We start from the raw sequence: 17,091 nt of genomic DNA, 5'->3' as shown, positions 1-17,091 counted from the left end.
GAGGGGTAGAGGGTACGACCGCGCGACCTACCCTACGATCCCGCGGACGGCTCATCGTGCTCTCGCGGGCGCAGCGGCCGGCTACTCGAGCTCGGCCAGGGCGTCGCGCACGTCGGCCAGGGCGCTGTTGATGGCTTCGGCCTCGAAGGGGACCTCGAGGTCGCGCAGGCGCACGGCCAGGTCGGCCAGGTCCCGGGCCTCGCCGAAGCCCTGCTCGGCCAGGGTGCGGGCGGTGGTCACGGAGTCGGCCTGCCCCGCGCCGGCGGCCGCGGCCGCCTCGAGGACCTCCAGGATCGGGCCCTGGATGACGCCGAGGTCCTCGGCCACGACATCCAGCTCACCACCCACCAGCTCGCGGCGCGCGTCGAGCAGGCCGACGCGCTGGGTGAGGTTGTCGGCGCCGTCGCTCAGCGCCGAGCACAGCTCGGTGAGGCTGCCGACGGCGTCGTTGGCGTCGACCTCGTCCTGGCCCTGGAGGATCTGCAGGGCGAAGAGCCCGGCGGCCAGGTTGTGCAGGCGGGCCAGGGCGATGCGGAAGCTCACCGAGTCCAGGTCGCCGCGCAGCGCCTCGATCTGGCTGCTCAGCGGGTGGAGCTGCTCGGAGCACTCCAGGACCAGGGCGTCGACCTGCTGGCAGCGCGCGGCGACGTCGTCGGCCTGCTCACCGTGGCCCAGGACTTTGACGTCGGTGCCGACGGCGCGCATGGCCTCGCGCAGGGTGCCCAGGCGGGTCGAGAGGGCCTCGATCTCGCCGGCCCTCTCGCGCAGGAGGTCGGCGAGCCGCTGCCCCTCCTGGAGGATGCCGACCAGCCCGGCGGTCTCGGCCTCGATCCGGCCCATGGCGCCCAGGATGCGGGCCACGGGGCCCTCGCTCTGTGGGCTGTCGGGGATGCCGACGCCGTGGGCCAGCAGCTCACCGACCTCGGCGACCAGCACCCTGCGGGTGAAGTCGATGGCGTCGGCGTAGCCCAGGGCCTGCAGCTCGGCCTGGAGGGCGGCCTGCCCGGCGGCGGCCACCTCCCGGCGGGTGGAGCCGGCCGCGGCGGAGGCCTCCTCGACGTCGCGGACCCGGGCGTAGGCGGCCTCGATGTCGTCACGCAGGTCGGTGAGCATCGGCAGGGTGCGCACCGACAGGTAGCCGGAGCCGGAGGGCACGATCGTGGCGAAGACGCGGTAGTGGCCGTCGTCGGAGGAGCGGTTGGTGATGTAGGCGCTGGCGGCCCGGCCCTCCTCGATGGCGTCCCAGATGGAGCGGAACAGGCCGGCGGGCATGTCCGCGTGCCGCACCACGTTGTGGGCCCGCCCCACCAGGGCGCCGCGCGGGTAGCCGGACAGGCGCATGAAGGTGGAGTTGGCACGGCGGATGCGCCCGTGGGAGTCCGTGGTGGAGAAGAAGAGCTCGTCGGCGGCGAAGACGTGCTCGACGTGAGCTGCGGACTCGACCATGAGTGACCTTCCTAGTGACCTTCCTGGGGCGGCGCAGGCGCGCGGCGTCGAAGCTGCGGGGCCTGCGGGGCGTTGTGGGACCTTGGTCGGAAGCCTACTCTTGAGCGGCCTTCGAGGCGGCCGATCCCGCGGGGAGAACGCGTCACCGTGGTCACGGCGCGATGGGGCCGTTTTCTGCCGATCGAGTGGTCGCTGGCGCAGGCTGCGGCGGGCCCACCCGCCACCGGCCCGGGGATGATTCCCCATGGTGGGAGTTCACCAAGGCGCTGACAGGGCCGGGCGGGCTCCCTAACCTGACGCCATGACCCCGAGTGACCCTCTGATGAGCCTGTCCGCCTCCGACCACTGCGGCTTGGCCCGTCGTCAGGTGCTGGCACTGGGCGCCCTGGTTCCCGCAGCAGTGGCGCTGCTGGGCGGCTGCTCCCTGGCGTCGGGCACGCAGCTGACCTCCAAGGTCGCCCACGAGAAGGTCAGTCTCTCCGACGTCGCCTCCCAGGTGACCAAGGCCGCCACCGCCTGCGACCAGCTCGGGAGCAAGCTCCTGACCCACTACCTCAAGGAAGACTCGGCCGCGACGGCGATGGCCTCCCCTCTCAGTCTCGCCTTCGTCCTGGCGATCCTGGCCGACGGCGCCACGGACGCCGCGGCCCAGGGCTATGACGCGCTCCTGGGGCTCTCGGGTGAGGACCGCGACCGGGCCTGGTCGGCCATTCAGAACTCCCTGAACCGCTACGACAGTGACCTCAAGGGCTTCGACCCGGACAAGGCCCCCGACAAGCCGCTCGTTCACCTGGCCAACCACGTCCTCATCTCCGACGACAAGAAGTTCAAGGTCAAGCAGACCTACCTCGATGCGGTGCTGCGCTGGTTCTCCACTGAGATCGAGCAGGTCGGCGTGAGCTCCATGAAGGAGAACCTCGATGCCTGGGCCTCGCGCAACACGGCCGGCCTCATCCCGGAAAGCGGCATCGATGTCACCCAGGACACCCGCCTGGTGGTGCAGAACGCGCTGCTCTTCGCGGCCCAGTGGGAATCCCCCTTCGACGCCGGGAGCACTTCGCAGAGGAACTTCACGCTCTCCGGGGGCAAGACCGTCAAGGCCGACCTCATGCACGACACGCGCTCCATCCCCCACGCCACCGGGAAGGGCTGGGCGGCAGTGCGCCTGGCCTACGCCGGCGGGCAGGACGGTGGGGACTCCGACCTCGCTCTCGACGTCGTCCTGCCCGACGCCGGAACCCTGCCGAGCGCCATGGATGCCGGCACATGGGCGGAGGCATCCACGGCCCTGGACAGGGTGCGCCCCCGAGAGGTGGAGCTGGCACTGCCCAAGCTGGACCTCACCTCCGAGCCCAAGGAGCTCCTCGACTTCCTCAAGGAGCAGGGGCTCAAGCCCGAGGGCCTGGACAAGATCGCGCCCGAGCTGGCACTGACCCAGGTGGTCCAGCAGATACGCCTCATCCTGGATGAGGAGGGCACCGTCGCAGCCGCTTTGAGCGAGGGCCAGGCAGCGGCGATGGCGGCGCCGGCGGAGCAGACCAAGCCAGTCGAGTTCACGGTGGACCACCCCTACGTGCTGCGACTGCGGGACCTGACCAGCGGCACCGCTCTGCTCGAGGCCGCCATCATGGATCCCACTGTCAAGGAGATCAGCGGCTCGGCCTGACCGGGCCCGCTGGCGGCCGGCCGGGGCGGCCTCGGGCCGCGGCTCCGTAAGCCAAGGTGGCCCGTCGACCGAGGCCCCCGCACGAGCCTAGGCTCTCCACCGAGGCATTCCACCGGCCGGGGCGCCTCATCGGCCGGTCGCTCCACCTCACCGGCCGCGGTTCCCCACCCCGTCGGCCGGCCACCCCATGAGCCCAGGCTCCCCACAAACCCAGGCGCTCCACCTCACCGGCCGAGACTCTCCACCAGATTCTTCCGGTCGGTGGGGCATCTCGCCGCTCGGAGCGCTCCCAGACGGTAGGCTCCAGGGCTGACAGGAAGCCGTCGCGGGACCAACCCGTCTCGGCCCGCCGCCTCTTTTCAACCAGCAGGAGAACTCCTCATGACCGTTGAGCTCGTCACCACCTCCAGCCCGGAGATCGTCGAGGCCATGGAGCGCCTCATCCCGCAGCTCTCCCGCAGCGCCCCGGCGCTGACCGCCGAGCAGTGCGAGGCCCTCATCGCTCAGGAGGGGGTTTTCCTCTTCGTCTTCCGGCCTGAGACCGAGGCCGGCCAGAGCGCACCGATCCTGGGCATGCTCACCCTGGCGACCTTCACGATCCCCACGGGTCTGCGCGCCTGGGTGGAGGACGTCGTCGTCGACGGTGAGGCCCGCGGCCAGGGCGCCGGGCAGGCCCTCGTGGAGGCCGCCGTCGAGCACGCCGGGAAGCTGGGCGCGCGCACGGTGGACCTCACCTCCCGCCCCACGCGCGAGGCCGCCAACCGCCTCTACCGCCGCGCCGGCTTCGAGCTGCGGGAGACCAACGTCTACCGCTACGCCCAGGCCTGAGAAGCCCGCCCCACGGCCCCTCGACGGCCGTCTCCTCACCGCGGGCTGGCAACACCGCCGCTGGCACCAACCACCGCCATCACTTCGACCGAATCTTCAAAATCGACCCGGAGCCGCGTCGTTTATGAAGATTCGGTCGAAGTGTGGGCACGCCGAACCAGTCGGTGCTCAGGCAGGCAGTCGGGAGGCGCCGGCGGCACGCGGGCTCGGCCTCCACGCGCCCTCAGGCCAGCAGGGCGTCGATAAAGGCGGCCACGCTCGGGGTGGTGCGCCCGCCGGCGGCCTCGACGACCTCGCCCGGGGCACCGGCCATCGCGCAGGGGATGTCGGCCTGCTCGAACATCGAGATGTCATTCCAGGAGTCGCCCACGGCGGCCACCTCACTGACCTCCATGCCCTGGTCGGCCAGCAGCTCGGCGAGCCGGCCCAGGCCCATCCCCTTGGACTCGCCTGCGGCCGTGACGTCCACGAAGCCGGTCGAGCGGGTGCAGCTGATGCCGTCCACCGTCTCCTCCAGGCCGCCGGCCAGCGCCGCGGCGGCCCGAACATCGGGGATGTGCAGCGGCATCGAGGTCACCCCCAGGCCCGCGACCTGCGACAGGGGCGCCGCGGTGAAGCGGTCCGGCGGCGTGCGCTGGTCGGTGGACAGGCCGATCGGGTCGTCCAGCACGTAGTCGCGCTCGAGGGTTGAGGCGAACACGGAGACGGGGGCCTGGGTGACATCGCCGATCGCCCGCACGACCGCCCGCACCTGGTCGGCCTCAAGCGTCCGGGTACGGTGGACCCGACCGGCGGCGTCGATGACGGTCGTGCCCGTGGCGCACACGGCGTAGTCGTAGTCCAGGCCGATGGACGTCGAGGCCCGGGCCACCTCGACGGCGTGCTGCACCAGCCGCACCGAGCGCCCCGTGGCCAGCACGAGGAGATTGCCGGCGGCCCGCCAGCGCACGAGGGCCTCGGCGTCGGCCTGCCTGACGGCGCGGTGGAAGACGAGGGTGCCGTCGAGATCCGTGGCGAGCAAACGCATGCCGGCGAGCATAGCCCGCGCTCCCCGTTTCCGCCCCGTGCCCACCGCGCGCCGCGAGACACCAGCCCACCGGCGCATCAACGCCGCAACGCCGCAACACTTCGACCGAATCTTCAAAAAAGACCCGGAGCCGCGTCGATTCTGAAGTTTCTGTCGAAGTGTGTGGGGACTAGAAAGCCGGTCGCCCCATGAGGGAGTCGATGAGGTCAGCGAGGCTGGAGACCGTGCCGTCGCACTGGGCCACCACCTCCGGCGGCGACCAGGGCAGGGCGTAGGAGTGGTCGGCGGCGGCGTGCATGGAGATGTCGTTCCAGGAGTCCCCGATGGACCAGGTCTCTACCGGCTCCGCCGTCCACGGAGCGACGTCGAGCCCCGCCGAGCCGCCGACCGGCGCCTCGCCGGCCGCCGCCTCCCCGGCCATTCCCGTCCCGGACGCACCCTCCCCGGTCCTGCCGTCCGTCTCCCCGGCGGGCGGCTCGACCAGGCTCGCCACCAGCCGCCTGAGGCCCTCCCCCTTGGAGGCCGAGGCGGGCACAACGTCGATGAAGTCCTGGTTGCGGAAGCCCGCCGCCTGCCCCTCCCAGCGCCGGTGCAGGTAGGTCTCGGTGCGTGCGGCCATCTCCGGGTCGGTGAAGCGCATCGGCACCCCGATGACCTCGCGCCCGTCCAGCTCACGCCGGGTGGCCGGCCGGAACAGGGTCAGCAGCTCGGAGCCGGAGCCGATCGTGTCGTAGATGAGCAGGTCCTCGTCCAGCCCGGTGGTGAAGACGGTGACGCCCGGTGCCCCTTCGACGAAGTCGAGGATGTCCTCGACGACGCCGGCCGGCAGCGCCGTGGAGCACTGCACCCGGATGTCCTCATCCACGATGGCGGCCCCCGTGTAGAGAATGGCGTTGTCGAACTCCAGGCCCATGGGCACCACGACGTGCTCCAGCGCCGAGACCGACCGGCCGGTGTTGATGACCAGGAGATTGCCGGCCGCCCGCCACCGGGCCATGGCCTCGCGGTCACGCAGCGAGATCGTCCCGTTGAAGACGATGGTGCCGTCCAGGTCGGTGGAGATGAGCCTGCGTGGCATGGGAGTCCTTTCCGTTCCGGTCCTGCCGGTCTCCAGCCGCCTCAGAGCGGCCTGCGGGCGACCCTCGAGCCGCCCAGAATCGCTAGGAGCCGTCAGCAGCCTTATTCTCCTCATTCTTCGCCGCAGCGTCAGCGGACTCGTCAGACTCGTGACCCGTTCCCTCCCGGCGAGCCTTCTTCTCGGCCTTGCGGGCCTTCTTGGCCTGCTTCTTGTCCTCGCGCTCCAGGCGCTCGTGGGCCCACTGGGCGTAGCCCTGCAGGAGGCTGCGCGAGTCGGGGGTGAGGATCTTGTTGTCCTCGAGCAGCCCCTCGGCGCGCAGGGTCATGAACCGCAGGTACTCGGGGTTTCGGGTGAGCCCCCACTGGCGCTTGGCCTCCTCCAGGTCGGAGACGTCGCGGCGCACCTGCCGCTCGATCATGGCGCGTCCGCCCATGAGGAAGATGGCCACGAGCAGGGCCAGGATCGAGCCGATGCCCCGGGTGAAGGGGTAGAGGACGCAGGCGATGACCATGAGCCAGGTGACGTACCTGCCCATGGAGTGGGTGTAGCCGCGCCAGCGGCCGTCCTCCCCGGTGGCCCAGGCGCGCAGCTTGGCGCGCCCGTCGGGATCCCCGCCGTTGAACCAGTCGCGCACCCGGGCGCCCAGGGTCCGTGCGCCGTCGGTCTTGCTGTTCTCACTCATGCCGGTCGCCTTCCAGGATCGTGGTGATGAGCTCGGCCATGGAGCCCACGGTGGTCTCGCACGCGGCCGTCACCTCCGGCGGGGACCAGGGCAGGGCGACGGCGTGGTCGGCGACGGCGTGCATGTCCAGGTCGTTCCAGGAGTCGCCGATGGTCCAGACTTCGACATCCTGTCCCGCCAGGGGCCCGTCCAGGAGGGCGCGCAGGCCCGCGCCCTTGGTGGCGCCGGCGGGCACGAGGTCGAGGAACTCCTGGTTGCGGTGGCAGTCCAGGACGCCCTCCCAGCGCCGGGTGAGGTCGTGGTGGAGGCGCTCGCGCAGGGCGTCGTCGGTGACGCGCAGGGGCACGCCGATGAAGCGGTGGGCATCCATCTCCTCCAGGCTCAGGTGCTCGAAGACCGCGAGGATGGAGGAGATCTCCTCGTTGTTGTCAGCCAGGATGTAGTCGGTCTCGATGGTGGTGGCGTAAGTGGTCACCCCCGGCAGGTCAACGGTGCGGGTCGCCACGTCGCGGGCGACGCCGTCGGGCAGGTAGCGGGCCGAGAGGACCTGATAGCCGCCGTCGATGAGGACCGCCCCGGTGAAGACGACGCCGTAGTCGAAGTCGACGCCCAGGGGCGCCAGGACGTCGCGGGTGGCGAAGGAGGACTTGCCGGTGTCCACGGCCAGGAGGTTGCCGGCGGCCCGCCAGCGGGCCATGGCCTCACGGTCGGCAGGTGAGACGGAGCGGTCGAAGACGATGGTGGCGTCCAGGTCGGTGACGAGGAGTCGGGTCACGCGGGTTCCTTGCTTGAGGGGGAGGAGGACGGGGACGACGTCGGAGCGGGGCGGACGGGGCGGGAGAAGGCGTCGGACGGCCCCGGTGGAGCACTGATGGCGCGCCGGGAGAGCTAGCGCCGGCCCCGCGCATTCTACCGAACACACGGAACGGGGAGGGGGCTGGAAGCAAGTCCTACGCCCCCTCCCCGCTCAGAGACGGGATGCGGATGTCGTCGTCAGACTCCCAGGAAGCCGGTCCAGCGCCCCAGGATGCCGAAGGCGAACATGCCCAGGATGATCCACAGGGCGTTGACCTTCTTATTGAGCAGCCACATGCACAGGAAGGTCAGGCCCAGCGCCGCCAGGCCGGGCAGCAGCTGGTCGAGGATGCTCTGGACGGTCGTCACCTTGACGATCTGGGTGTCGGGGTCGGCGACCTTGGAGACCACGGTCGGGAACTTGATGGTGGTCCACTTGGAGACCAGGGCGCCCATGACGAACAGACCCATGATGGCGGCCATCTGGGTGATCTTCTTGAGCTGCCCGCCGCCGACCTCGGTGACCATCTCGGTCCCGCGCTCGTAGCCGAACTTCAGGCCGTACCAGCGGGTGAGCACGCGCAGGAGGTTGATGCCGACGAAGAACAGCAGCGGGCCCACGATCGAGCCGTTGAGGGCCAGGGAGGCGCCCAGCGCCGCCAGGACGGGGCGAGCGGTCCCCCAGAAGATGGGATCGCCGACGCCGGCCAGCGGCCCCATGAGGCCGACCTTGACCGAGGTGATGGTCTCCTCCGAGATCTCCTCGCCCTTGGCCTTCTGCTCCTCCATGGCGGCGGTGACGCCGAAGACGACCGAGGAGACCCAGGGATGGGTGTTGTAGAACTCCAGGTGCCGCTTGAGAGCGGCGGCCTGGGCGCTCTTGTCGTCGCGGTAGAACTTCCGGATGGCGGGCATGAGCGTGTAGCAGAAGCCCATGGCCTGCATGCGCTCGAAGTTGAAGGAGCCGAGCAGGAAGGTGGAGCGCCAGTACATCCGGCGCAGGTCACGAGTGGTGAGCATCTTCTCCGAGGTGGCCGGAGCGGTTTCAGTAGTCATGAGAGTCTTCCTTCTTCCAGCTCAGTCGAGCTCGTCGTCGAGGTCGTCATCCAGGTCGCTGCTGGAGCCGCCGCTGGCCGCGGGGGAGGCGGCGGCAGGCAGACGCACGGAGTCGTGGAACTCGGGGTTGAGCTGGACGTAGATGACGGCCAGGCAGGCCCCCAGAATGCCCAGCGCCACGAGGGTGGCGCCGTTGGGAGCGAGGTCGATGACCCACTTGTCGATGCCCTTGCTGTGGTCGCTGACCGAGGCCGAGCCGCCCACGGTGGTGGCGAAGGTGGCGAAGATGAAGCCCAGGAAGAAGAAGGGCATGAGCTTGCGCGCCTTCATCATGTTGATGACCATGGCGTAACCGACGACGACGATGAAGCCTCCGGCGATGCCCAGGCCCTCGGTGATGACCTTCGGAATGGCGTCGAGGGCGTGCTTGACCGTGTCGCCCGAGGCCAGTGCGGCAACCACTGCGGTCGGGATGGCGACACGCAGACCCTGCAGGCCCAGGGCCGTGAAGTGCATGATGGCAATGCCCCGGTAGTTGGCCTGCTCGGCGAAGCGGTCGGCCTGATGGGCGAAGAAGATGGCGATCGTTCGCACGAAGATCGTCAGGGCCTGGCCGGCGACGGCCAGCGGGACGGCCACACCGATGGCGGCCGCGATGGCGCTCTTGGTGGAGGAGGCGTCACCGACCGAGGCCACGGCGATGATGGTGGAGACGGTGGACGCCAGGGCGGAGTCGGGAGCCATGGCGGCACCGACGTTCATCCAGCCCAGGGCGAGCAGCTCCAGGGAGCCACCGACCATGATGCCGACGGCGGGGTTGCCCAGGGCGATACCGGTCAGGGTGCAGGCGACGAGCGGGCGGTGGAACTGCCGCTCGTCCAGGACGCTGGCCATACCCGCGACGAACGCCACGAGCGTGACCAGAATGATCTGGATCAGATTGATGTCATGCACGGTATGTCTCTCTCATGTGAGGGTTGACAGCACACTCCTGCTGAGCCCGCCACCGAAGGGTGACGGGATGGAGGTGTGCGAGGGAGGTGTGGGGACGAAGGCCGCGCCCTTAGAGCAGGCCCTTCTCCTTGAGGGCCCCCATGAGGTCGGAGCTCGCGGTGGAGGGCACCTGCTGGATGTACTGCTTGATGCCGCGCGAGTCGATCTCCTTGAAGGCCTCGACGTCGGCAGGGCTGGCGTAGACGGCCTGGGAGACCTGGCTGGTGCCCTGCTTGAAGGTCATGCCGCCGACGTTGACCTCCTTGGCCTCCACGCCCAGGTCGAGCAGGCGCACGATGTCGGCCGGGGTCTCGACGACGATGACGGCCTTGAGGGTCTCGTACTTGGGGTTCTTGTAGACGCGCGCGGCCTTCTCCACTCCCAGCACGTGGACCTTCACCTTGCCGCCGCCGGTCTGCAGCATGAGGGTCTTGCGCAGCTCGTCGTTGGCGGCGCCGTCGGAGACGGCGAGGATGGCCTCGGCGCCCAGGTATCCGGCCCAGTTGTTGGCGACCTGTCCGTGAACCAGGCGGGAATCAATACGCAGGAGCTTGACGTCCATCAGAGCTCGTCTCCTTCATCGTCGGAAGTGGTGGTGGGGGCAGGGGTGAAGACTTCGGAGAGGACCTTGACGCCGTCGACGGCGGAGGTGCGGGCGGCCTCCACGAGCTCGGCGAGACCTGCGCCGGTCAGACGTCGGGACAGGACCTCGATGACCATGGGCAGGTTGACGCCGGTGACGACGTCGGCATCGTCACGCCCCGCCGCGAACCGGGCGGCGGCGTTATAAGGGCTGCCGCCGAAGAGGTCGACGAGGATGAGGTACTCCTGGCTGGAGGAGGCCTCGACCGCGGCGGCGTACTTCGCCAGCAGGTCATCGGGGCCCTCGGAGGGCTCGAAGGTGACGGCGACGACGTCATCACTGGGACCGACGATCATCGCTGAGGAGGCGACAAGACCTTCAGCCAAGTGTCCGTGCGCGGCTACGACCAGGCAGACCATGGGCGGGGACCTTTCCCATCCGGGCTGCCGCCGAAGGTGTGTATGGCCTGGGCAACAGCAACGTGTGTGACAGGGCGACGATAAAAAGGATCAGCGTGATCGCCACCACTCAGGCGCCCACCACTTTCACACAGAAGCGCACAAAACCAACGAAGATAACGCGCGTTACCAGAACATCACCGTAACTTTTCGCCGTAAATATGCGCTTTGCTCAAATCAATCCCGAACAAGGCGGACCTCAGGAGTCACATTGTGTTGTGCCTCACATCATAGGACAATAGTCCCGGTTCTTCACGGGAGCCTCACGCCCGCGGCACGTTGCGCTCGAGCTCGGCCAGCCAGGCGGTCGCGGCGGCGTCGGAGGGCATGCGCCAGTCGCCCCGGGGGGACAGCGAGCCGCCGGCCACCACCTTGGGCCCGTTGGGCAGGGTGGAGCGCTTGAACTGGTTGGTGAAGAAGCGCCGGTGGAACAGCTCGAGCCAGCGCCGGATCTCGGGCAGGTCGTAGGCCACCTTCTCCGACGACGGCAGCCCCTCGGGCCAGTCCCCGCTCTGCGCGTCCGCCCACGCCTTGTGCGCCAGGAAGGCGATGCGGCTGGGCCGCGAGCCGCGGCGCAGCACGTGCCACAGGGTGAAGTCCTGCAGGGCGTAGGGGCCGATCTTGGCCTGGGTGGACTGGATGGCGCCGCCGGCCTCGGCCGGCACCAGCTCGGGGCTGATCTCGGTGTCCAGGATGGACAGCAGCGTGCGGCCGACGGCGTCATCGAACAGCTCTTCGGCCACCACCCAGCGGATGAGGTGCTGGATGAGGGTCTTGGGGATGCCGGCGTTGACGCCGTAGTGAGCCATCTGGTCGCCCACCCCGAAGGTGCACCAGCCCAGGGCGAGCTCGGAGAGGTCCCCGGTTCCCAGGACGATGCCGCCGCGGTGGTTGGCGATGCGGAAGAGGAAGTCGGTGCGCAGGCCCGCCTGGACGTTCTCGAAGGTGACGTCGTAGAGGTCCCGCTCGCTCGCTCCCTCCGGCAGGACCCCGGTGCGGGCGTACTCGCCGTAGGGATGGCCCATCTCGGTGAGCATCTGGGTGGCGGTGGCCCGGATGTCGAGCTCCTCGAAGGTGCAGCCCAGGCCGACGGCGAGGTCCTCGGCGTTGCGGCGCGTGCCGGCGCTCGTGGCGAAGCCGGGCATGGTGATGGCGTGGATGTCGGAGCGGGGCCGACCCAGGCGGTCCATGGCGCGGGCGGCCACGATGAGGGCGTGGGTGGAGTCCAGGCCGCCGCTGACGCCGATGACGATCTTGGGGTTGCCGATGGCCCCCAGGCGCTGGACGAGGGCGGCCACCTGGATGTTGTAGGCCTCGTAGCAGTCCTGGGCGAGTCGGGCCGGGTCGTCGGGCACGAAGGGGAAGCGGTCCACGCGGCGGCGCAGGCCGATGTCCGTGCGCGGGGCGGCCAGGTCGGCGGCGCCGATCCGGATGCGCCGGAAGGCCGCCGGGTCGGTGAAGGTGGTGGCCGCGGTCGGGGCGCCGGCGACCGGGGAGCTCAAGGTGCGGGCGTTGTCGGCGAAGGTCCCCTGGCGCAGGCGCTCGGCGCGCAGGCCCTCGATGTCGACGTCGACGACGGTGGCGCGCGGACCGTCGGGGAAGCGCTCGGTGGTCCCGAGCAGCTCGCCGTTCTCGTAGACGAGGGTCTGGCCGTCCCAGGCCAGGTCCGTGGAGGACTCTCCCTGCCCGGCGGCGGCGTAGACGTAGGCGGCCAGTCCCCGGGCCGAGGAGGAGCGGGCCAGCAGCTCACGGTCCTCGGCCCGCCCCACCGTGATGGGCGAGCCGGAGAGGTTGACCAGGACCGTCGCCCCGGCCAGCGCCGCCAGTGACGACGGCGGGACGGGCACCCACATGTCCTCGCAGACCTCGACGTGGAAGGTCAGGCCGGGGACGTCCTCGACCTCGAACAGGAGGTTCGCCCCGAAGGGGACCCGGGCTGAGGGCTCGACGCCGTCGCCGCTGCCGGAACCGCCGTGCACACCGGGCAGCTCGATGCTCTCCACCCCGGCGGGCAGGGCGTCGCCGGGGGCGAAGTGCCGCTTCTCGTAGAACTCCCGGTAGGTGGGGAGGTAGGACTTGGGGGCGACGCCGCGCACCCGCCCGCCCTGGATGACCAGGGCGCAGTTGTAGAGGCGGTCGCCCAGGCGCAGGGGCGCGCCGACGACGAGAGCGGTCAGGAGGTCGGCGCTGGCGGCGCGCAGGGTCTCGATGGCGGCGAGCACGTCGGACAGCAGGACGTCGGACAGCAGGAGGTCGTCAATGGCGTAGCCCGTCAGGCACAGCTCGGGGAAGGCGGCCAGGCAGACGCCGTCCTCGGCCAGGGTACGGGCCTGCTCGATGATGGCGGCGGCGTTGGCGGCCGGGTCGACGGGCACCACCGGCAGGGTGACGGCGGCGACGCGGGCGAAGCCCTGGTCGTAGGCGGAGAGGAACTCGATGTCAGTCGCTGGAGCAGTCACGGCGTCGGTTACGGCGTCATTCACGGTGTCGGTCACGGCTCGATCCTCCCATCGACGGCGCCTTCCCGCGAAGCCGCCGCCCCCGTGTCACGGCCGGGAACGCTGCCTGCTCCGGGCTCCGGCCGATGGGCGCCGCCACGCACTGCGCCCACCACGTCACCCGTGGAACCGGGGGCGGCGAGGTGGGCGCAGCCCATCACTCACGCGTGGACCCGAGGCGCCGCCTGGAACCGATGGCAGCAGGGACGGGCATGCGTCAGGAGAAAACGAGTGATGGACAGACGGCAGGAGAGAAGCATTGAGGAGAGCGAAGAGACAGCCATCACCTTTCTTTCTACGAGGCCGAGGACGTCGACGTCCTCGGCCGATGTCGGTAGTCGTGAGTCTGGTACGGGTCGTGTTACCGAAGCGCTCAAGGTCTCCGGAGGACTGTCACGGCCCGGGCCGGTCGGCTCGGACCCGCCCGGGCAGGCTGGGAACAGTCAGTACTGGGCGGGGGCGGGCTCGTCGAGCATGAGGCACCAGGCTCCGACGTAGACCAGGAACATGGGGCCGGGCAGGAAGCTGGCCAGGATCACCCCGACGCGCACCGCGGTCACGGGCATGTTCCAGGCCTCGGCCAGCCCCCCGCAGACACCACCGAGAATGCGGTGCTCGCGGGAACGGCGGGGCAGGGAGTCGCGGAAACGGAAGAACTCGCCCGTCCGACCGGAGGCGGAGCCCCCGCCCTCGGAGCGGGCGGACTGGCTGAACTGACCGGGGTACTGCTGCTGCGTCATGGCAACAGTCTGGACGATGAGGCCCGCCACCGACTATCGGGGAGCACCCTGAGAAGTCCCCGATGCTGATCGGGAATGACCCCGGGTGCTTGCCCGACGTCGAGGGGCCGCGTAACTTATTACCGGCGCTAACGCGCGTTATCGGATCGGCGTGGGAAACGGGGCGGCAGCCCCTGAGCACCACCCCGACCCGCAACGGCGCCCGCCCTCGTTCACGCCGAGCCTGCTTCCCGGAGGACAACACATGAGTCGGACCACCCGAGCACTCAGCGCCCTGACCGCCTTCTGCCTGCTGGCAGCCGCCTCTACGCTGACCTCCATGCCCGCAGCCGCCTCCGGCCAGGCCCGACCGGCCTCCGCCGCACCGAACGCACCAGCCGCACCGGCGCCGCCGAAGGCCGACCAGTCCGGCGAGCGGTGGCGCCCGCAGAGCCACTACACCCCCCAGAAGAACTGGATGAACGACCCCAACGGACTCGTCTACCACGACGGCGAGTACCACATGTTCTACCAGTACAACCCCGAGGGCTCGGACTGGGGCAACATGTCCTGGGGCCATGCCGTCTCCAAGGACCTGGTGCACTGGCAGGAGCTGGGGGTGGCGATCCCGTACACCTCGCAGTACGGGGTGTTCTCCGGATCGGCGGTCATCGACACCAAGAACACCTCCGGCCTGGGCAGTCCGGACAACCCGGCCATGGTCGCGGTGTGGACGCGGGCCGACGTCGGCGGCAACCAGTCCCAGTCCCTGGCCTACTCCACGGACAAGGGCCGCACCTGGAACCTGTACAACCACGGGGACCCGGTCCTGGACATCGGCTCCAAGGAGTTCCGCGACCCGAAGGTCTTCTGGGACCAGACCTCCGGGCGCTGGACCATGGTGGTCTCCCACGCCACCGAGCACCGGGTCTCCTTCTACTCCTCCCCCGACCTCATCCACTGGACCGAGCAGTCCAGCTTCGGTGGGGAGGGCATCACCTCGGCGGTGTGGGAGTGCCCGGACTTCTTTCCGCTGCCGGTCGACGGCAGCTCCAAGGAGGTCAAGTGGGTCCTTGTGGTCACGGTGGCCGACTCCGCCCAGTACTTCGTGGGCAGCTGGGACGGCACCACCTTCACCCCCGACGAGATCCCCCACTACGCCGGCGATGAGGGCACGACCCTGGCCGACTTCGAGAACGGCTACGCCGGTTGGAAGGCCGACGGCGCCGCCTTCGGCTCGGGCCCGGCCACTGGGGACCTGCCCGGTCACCAGGGCAAGGCCTACGTGGACTCCTTCGGCAGTGGCGACGCCGACACCGGCACGCTGACCTCGGATGAGTTCACGGTCTCCTCGTCCTACATCAACCTGCGCACCGCCGGCGGCAAGCACCCCTACAACCCGCAGGCCACCGGCGACAACGGCGGCGGCAGGCTCCTGGCCGGCTTCGACGGCTCCTGGGAGGGCTGGACCGTGGAGGGCAACGCCTTCGGGGCCACGCCACCTCAGGGCGCCACCCCCGGCCAGCAGCCGCTGGTCAACCACTCCAGCGCCGGGCTGCTCAACACCTATCTCGACGCCGCCACCGGGCAGGGCTCGGATGCCACTACCGGCACCGCGACCTCGCCGACCTTCACCATCGACTCCCCCTACCTCAACCTCCTCATGGGCGGCGGCAACAACCCACGCCCCGAGGGCGGCGCCGACGGGGGCTCCGGGGTGAGCGTCGTCGAGCTGGTCGTCGACGGCAAGGTGGTGCGCTCGGCCACTGGCCGCAACCTGGAGGAGCTCAACTGGCAGAGCTGGGACGTCAGCGATCTCAAGGGTAAGTCCGCCCAGATCGTCGTCACCGACACGGCCACCGGCCCCTGGGGACACATCCTCCTGGACGAGGTGCGCGCCTCGGACAAGAAGGCCTCCCCCATCGCGGACAACACCTCCGTCAACCTCGTCGTGGACGGCAAGGTCGTCGCCTCCGCCACCGGCAACAACTCCGGGACCCTGGAGTGGACGAGCATGGACGTGACGGCCTACAAGGGCCGCAATGCCCGGCTCGTCATCGAGGACCACAACGGCAACGCCGAGGACTGGGGACACCTCATGGTCGACCAGATCCTCCAGTCGGACACGAAGGCCTTCTCCGGGGCTGACGTCGTCCCGCGCCTGGACTACGGCAAGGACTACTACGCGGCCGTCACCTGGGACAACGTCCCCAACGGCAAGCGCTACCAGGTGGGCTGGATGAGCAACTGGGCCTACGTGCGCGACCTGCCCACCACCACCTGGCGCACCGCCATGTCCACGGTGCGCGAGATGGGACTGACCCGGGTGAACGGCAAGCTGCGCCTGACCGCTCAGCCCGTCACCGCCCTGGAGTCCCTGCGCACCGGCCAGGAGCTCACCCGGAAGGACACCGACATCCCGGCGGGCGACACCTCCCTCGGCCAGGCCGCTCAGGGCACCTCCCTGGACATCAGCGTGGACCTGAGCCCTGGCGCCTCCTCCTTCGCCGGTCTCAAAGTCCTCGACAACGGCGAGCAGTACACGCTCATCGGCTACGACACCAAGGCCAAGCAGCTCGTCGTGGACCGCACCCACTCCGGGGTCACCGACTTCTCCCCGAAGTTCCCGGCCCGGTCCACCGCGCCGTTGTCACCGGACAGCAAGGGACAGGTCCACCTGCGCATCATTGTTGACGCCCACTCCGTGGAGGTCTTCGCGGCCGACGGCACTCCGGTCATCACCCAGACCGTCTACCCCGAACAGGACGCCACGGGGGTCTCGCTCTACGCCGAGGGCGGCACGGCGCATCTGGCTTCCCTGAGCCTGTGGCACCTGGGTTCCGTCCAGGACGCCGGCGCCCCGGCCGAGGGCCCCGACTCCCCCGGGGCCGGCAAGCCCGCCGTCCAAGGGCCGGCCCGCGGCCAGGCGAAGGCGGCTGCGGCATCGGCGAGCCCCACCGCCGCTGCGGCCGGTAAGAGCGTCTCCGCCCGCTTCCCGCTGGCCCGCACCGGCACCTCCCTGACCCTGGGCGTCCTGGGGGCGGCCGCCGCCGCGACCGGCGCCTACACGCTGCGCCTGCGCCGTCGGCACTCCTGAGCGGCAGCGTCTCCCTCACGGCCGGGGACCTTCCCCTGCGACCAGGGACATTCGACGCCGTCGGGGACATTTCGGTGCGGTCAGGGACGTTCGACGCCGTCGGGGACCGGAATCCTGTCCCCGACGGCGCAGCATGTCCCCGCCGGGAAGGTTCCGCACCCGTAC

Annotated in this window: 14 protein-coding genes; 3 read left to right on the top strand and 11 right to left on the bottom strand. The window is 70.0% G+C overall.

Features of this window, described 5'->3' with window-relative positions:
- Nucleotides 1–81 precede the first annotated feature (81 nt).
- Nucleotides 82–1,446 (bottom strand): PAS domain-containing protein, encoded by a 1,365-nt coding sequence (locus AB7V09_RS09355; RefSeq protein ID WP_075414423.1) that lies wholly within the window; start codon nt 1,444–1,446, stop codon nt 82–84.
- Between the two features lie 322 nt (nt 1,447–1,768).
- On the opposite strand from AB7V09_RS09355, the gene AB7V09_RS09350 reads away from it, so the two are divergent.
- Together AB7V09_RS09350 and AB7V09_RS09345 are read left to right on the top strand one after the other, a co-directional pair.
- Nucleotides 1,769–3,112, top strand: coding sequence for a serpin family protein (locus AB7V09_RS09350; RefSeq protein WP_075414424.1), 1,344 nt, complete (start codon nt 1,769–1,771; stop codon nt 3,110–3,112).
- A gap of 381 nt (nt 3,113–3,493) precedes the next feature.
- A complete protein-coding gene (locus AB7V09_RS09345) occupies nt 3,494–3,940 on the top strand; it encodes a GNAT family N-acetyltransferase (protein ID WP_075414425.1) in 447 nt (148 codons plus the stop codon).
- A 223-nt stretch (nt 3,941–4,163) separates the two neighbouring features.
- Here AB7V09_RS09345 and AB7V09_RS09340 read toward each other — a convergent pair whose 3' ends face one another.
- The 10 genes from AB7V09_RS09340 to AB7V09_RS09295 form a co-directional block, all read right to left on the bottom strand.
- Complete coding sequence (locus tag AB7V09_RS09340; RefSeq protein ID WP_256699515.1) at nt 4,164–4,967, bottom strand: HAD family hydrolase; 804 nt, start codon at nt 4,965–4,967, stop codon at nt 4,164–4,166.
- Nucleotides 4,968–5,136: 169 nt separating this feature from the next.
- Nucleotides 5,137–6,045 carry an HAD hydrolase family protein gene (locus tag AB7V09_RS09335; protein ID WP_419143588.1) on the bottom strand — a complete coding sequence of 303 codons (909 nt, stop codon included), beginning with the start codon at nt 6,043–6,045 and terminating at the stop codon, nt 5,137–5,139.
- Nucleotides 6,046–6,127: 82 nt separating this feature from the next.
- Nucleotides 6,128–6,727 (bottom strand): hypothetical protein, encoded by a 600-nt coding sequence (locus AB7V09_RS09330; RefSeq protein WP_009407466.1) that lies wholly within the window; start codon nt 6,725–6,727, stop codon nt 6,128–6,130.
- Nucleotides 6,720–7,502, bottom strand: a complete 783-nt coding sequence (locus AB7V09_RS09325) for an HAD family hydrolase (RefSeq protein ID WP_009407804.1) — start codon at nt 7,500–7,502, stop codon at nt 6,720–6,722. Before AB7V09_RS09325 ends, AB7V09_RS09330 begins: the two co-directional genes overlap by 8 nt.
- Before the next feature lie 218 nt (nt 7,503–7,720).
- Nucleotides 7,721–8,578, bottom strand: a complete 858-nt coding sequence (locus AB7V09_RS09320; protein WP_009407764.1) for a PTS system mannose/fructose/sorbose family transporter subunit IID — start codon at nt 8,576–8,578, stop codon at nt 7,721–7,723.
- Between the two features lie 21 nt (nt 8,579–8,599).
- Nucleotides 8,600–9,532 (bottom strand): PTS mannose/fructose/sorbose transporter subunit IIC, encoded by a 933-nt coding sequence (locus AB7V09_RS09315; protein ID WP_003788909.1) that lies wholly within the window; start codon nt 9,530–9,532, stop codon nt 8,600–8,602.
- Nucleotides 9,533–9,641: 109 nt separating this feature from the next.
- Entirely contained in the window at nt 9,642–10,133 is a 492-nt protein-coding gene (locus AB7V09_RS09310; RefSeq protein WP_419143587.1) for a PTS system mannose/fructose/N-acetylgalactosamine-transporter subunit IIB, read from the bottom strand.
- Nucleotides 10,133–10,573, bottom strand: coding sequence for a PTS sugar transporter subunit IIA (locus AB7V09_RS09305; RefSeq protein ID WP_009407652.1), 441 nt, complete (start codon nt 10,571–10,573; stop codon nt 10,133–10,135). Before AB7V09_RS09305 ends, AB7V09_RS09310 begins: the two co-directional genes overlap by 1 nt.
- 302 nt (nt 10,574–10,875) lie before the next feature.
- Nucleotides 10,876–13,107 carry an NAD(+) synthase gene (locus tag AB7V09_RS09300; RefSeq protein WP_419143586.1) on the bottom strand — a complete coding sequence of 744 codons (2,232 nt, stop codon included), beginning with the start codon at nt 13,105–13,107 and terminating at the stop codon, nt 10,876–10,878.
- A 446-nt stretch (nt 13,108–13,553) separates the two neighbouring features.
- Nucleotides 13,554–13,850 carry a PspC domain-containing protein gene (locus tag AB7V09_RS09295; protein ID WP_075414517.1) on the bottom strand — a complete coding sequence of 99 codons (297 nt, stop codon included), beginning with the start codon at nt 13,848–13,850 and terminating at the stop codon, nt 13,554–13,556.
- 244 nt (nt 13,851–14,094) lie between these two features.
- Here AB7V09_RS09295 and AB7V09_RS09290 point away from each other — a divergent pair, with 244 nt between their 5' ends.
- Entirely contained in the window at nt 14,095–16,926 is a 2,832-nt protein-coding gene (locus tag AB7V09_RS09290) for a GH32 C-terminal domain-containing protein (RefSeq protein WP_419143585.1), read from the top strand.
- The last annotated feature ends 165 nt before the right edge of the window (nt 16,927–17,091 follow it).

The organism is Actinomyces sp. SKVG-SVH-4(1) (genome assembly GCF_048514265.1).
In the GTDB taxonomy this organism is placed as follows: domain Bacteria; phylum Actinomycetota; class Actinomycetes; order Actinomycetales; family Actinomycetaceae; genus Actinomyces; species Actinomyces oris.
Note: the sequence above shows the minus strand (reverse complement) of the source record. Positions and strands in the feature narration are given on the sequence as shown.

What these genes read in the sequence shown, in the direction of transcription:
- AB7V09_RS09355 (WP_075414423.1), bottom strand. Translation starts at nt 1,446, where the DNA reads ATGGTCGAGTCCGCAGCTCACGTCGAGCACGTCTTCGCCGCCGACGAG.
- AB7V09_RS09350 (WP_075414424.1), top strand. Translation starts at nt 1,769, where the DNA reads ATGAGCCTGTCCGCCTCCGACCACTGCGGCTTGGCCCGTCGTCAGGTG.
- AB7V09_RS09345 (WP_075414425.1), top strand. Translation starts at nt 3,494, where the DNA reads ATGACCGTTGAGCTCGTCACCACCTCCAGCCCGGAGATCGTCGAGGCC.
- AB7V09_RS09340 (WP_256699515.1), bottom strand. Translation starts at nt 4,967, where the DNA reads ATGCGTTTGCTCGCCACGGATCTCGACGGCACCCTCGTCTTCCACCGC.
- AB7V09_RS09335 (WP_419143588.1), bottom strand. Translation starts at nt 6,045, where the DNA reads ATGCCACGCAGGCTCATCTCCACCGACCTGGACGGCACCATCGTCTTC.
- AB7V09_RS09330 (WP_009407466.1), bottom strand. Translation starts at nt 6,727, where the DNA reads ATGAGTGAGAACAGCAAGACCGACGGCGCACGGACCCTGGGCGCCCGG.
- AB7V09_RS09320 (WP_009407764.1), bottom strand. Translation starts at nt 8,578, where the DNA reads ATGACTACTGAAACCGCTCCGGCCACCTCGGAGAAGATGCTCACCACT.
- AB7V09_RS09310 (WP_419143587.1), bottom strand. Translation starts at nt 10,133, where the DNA reads ATGGACGTCAAGCTCCTGCGTATTGATTCCCGCCTGGTTCACGGACAG.
- AB7V09_RS09305 (WP_009407652.1), bottom strand. Translation starts at nt 10,573, where the DNA reads ATGGTCTGCCTGGTCGTAGCCGCGCACGGACACTTGGCTGAAGGTCTT.
- AB7V09_RS09295 (WP_075414517.1), bottom strand. Translation starts at nt 13,850, where the DNA reads ATGACGCAGCAGCAGTACCCCGGTCAGTTCAGCCAGTCCGCCCGCTCC.
- AB7V09_RS09290 (WP_419143585.1), top strand. Translation starts at nt 14,095, where the DNA reads ATGAGTCGGACCACCCGAGCACTCAGCGCCCTGACCGCCTTCTGCCTG.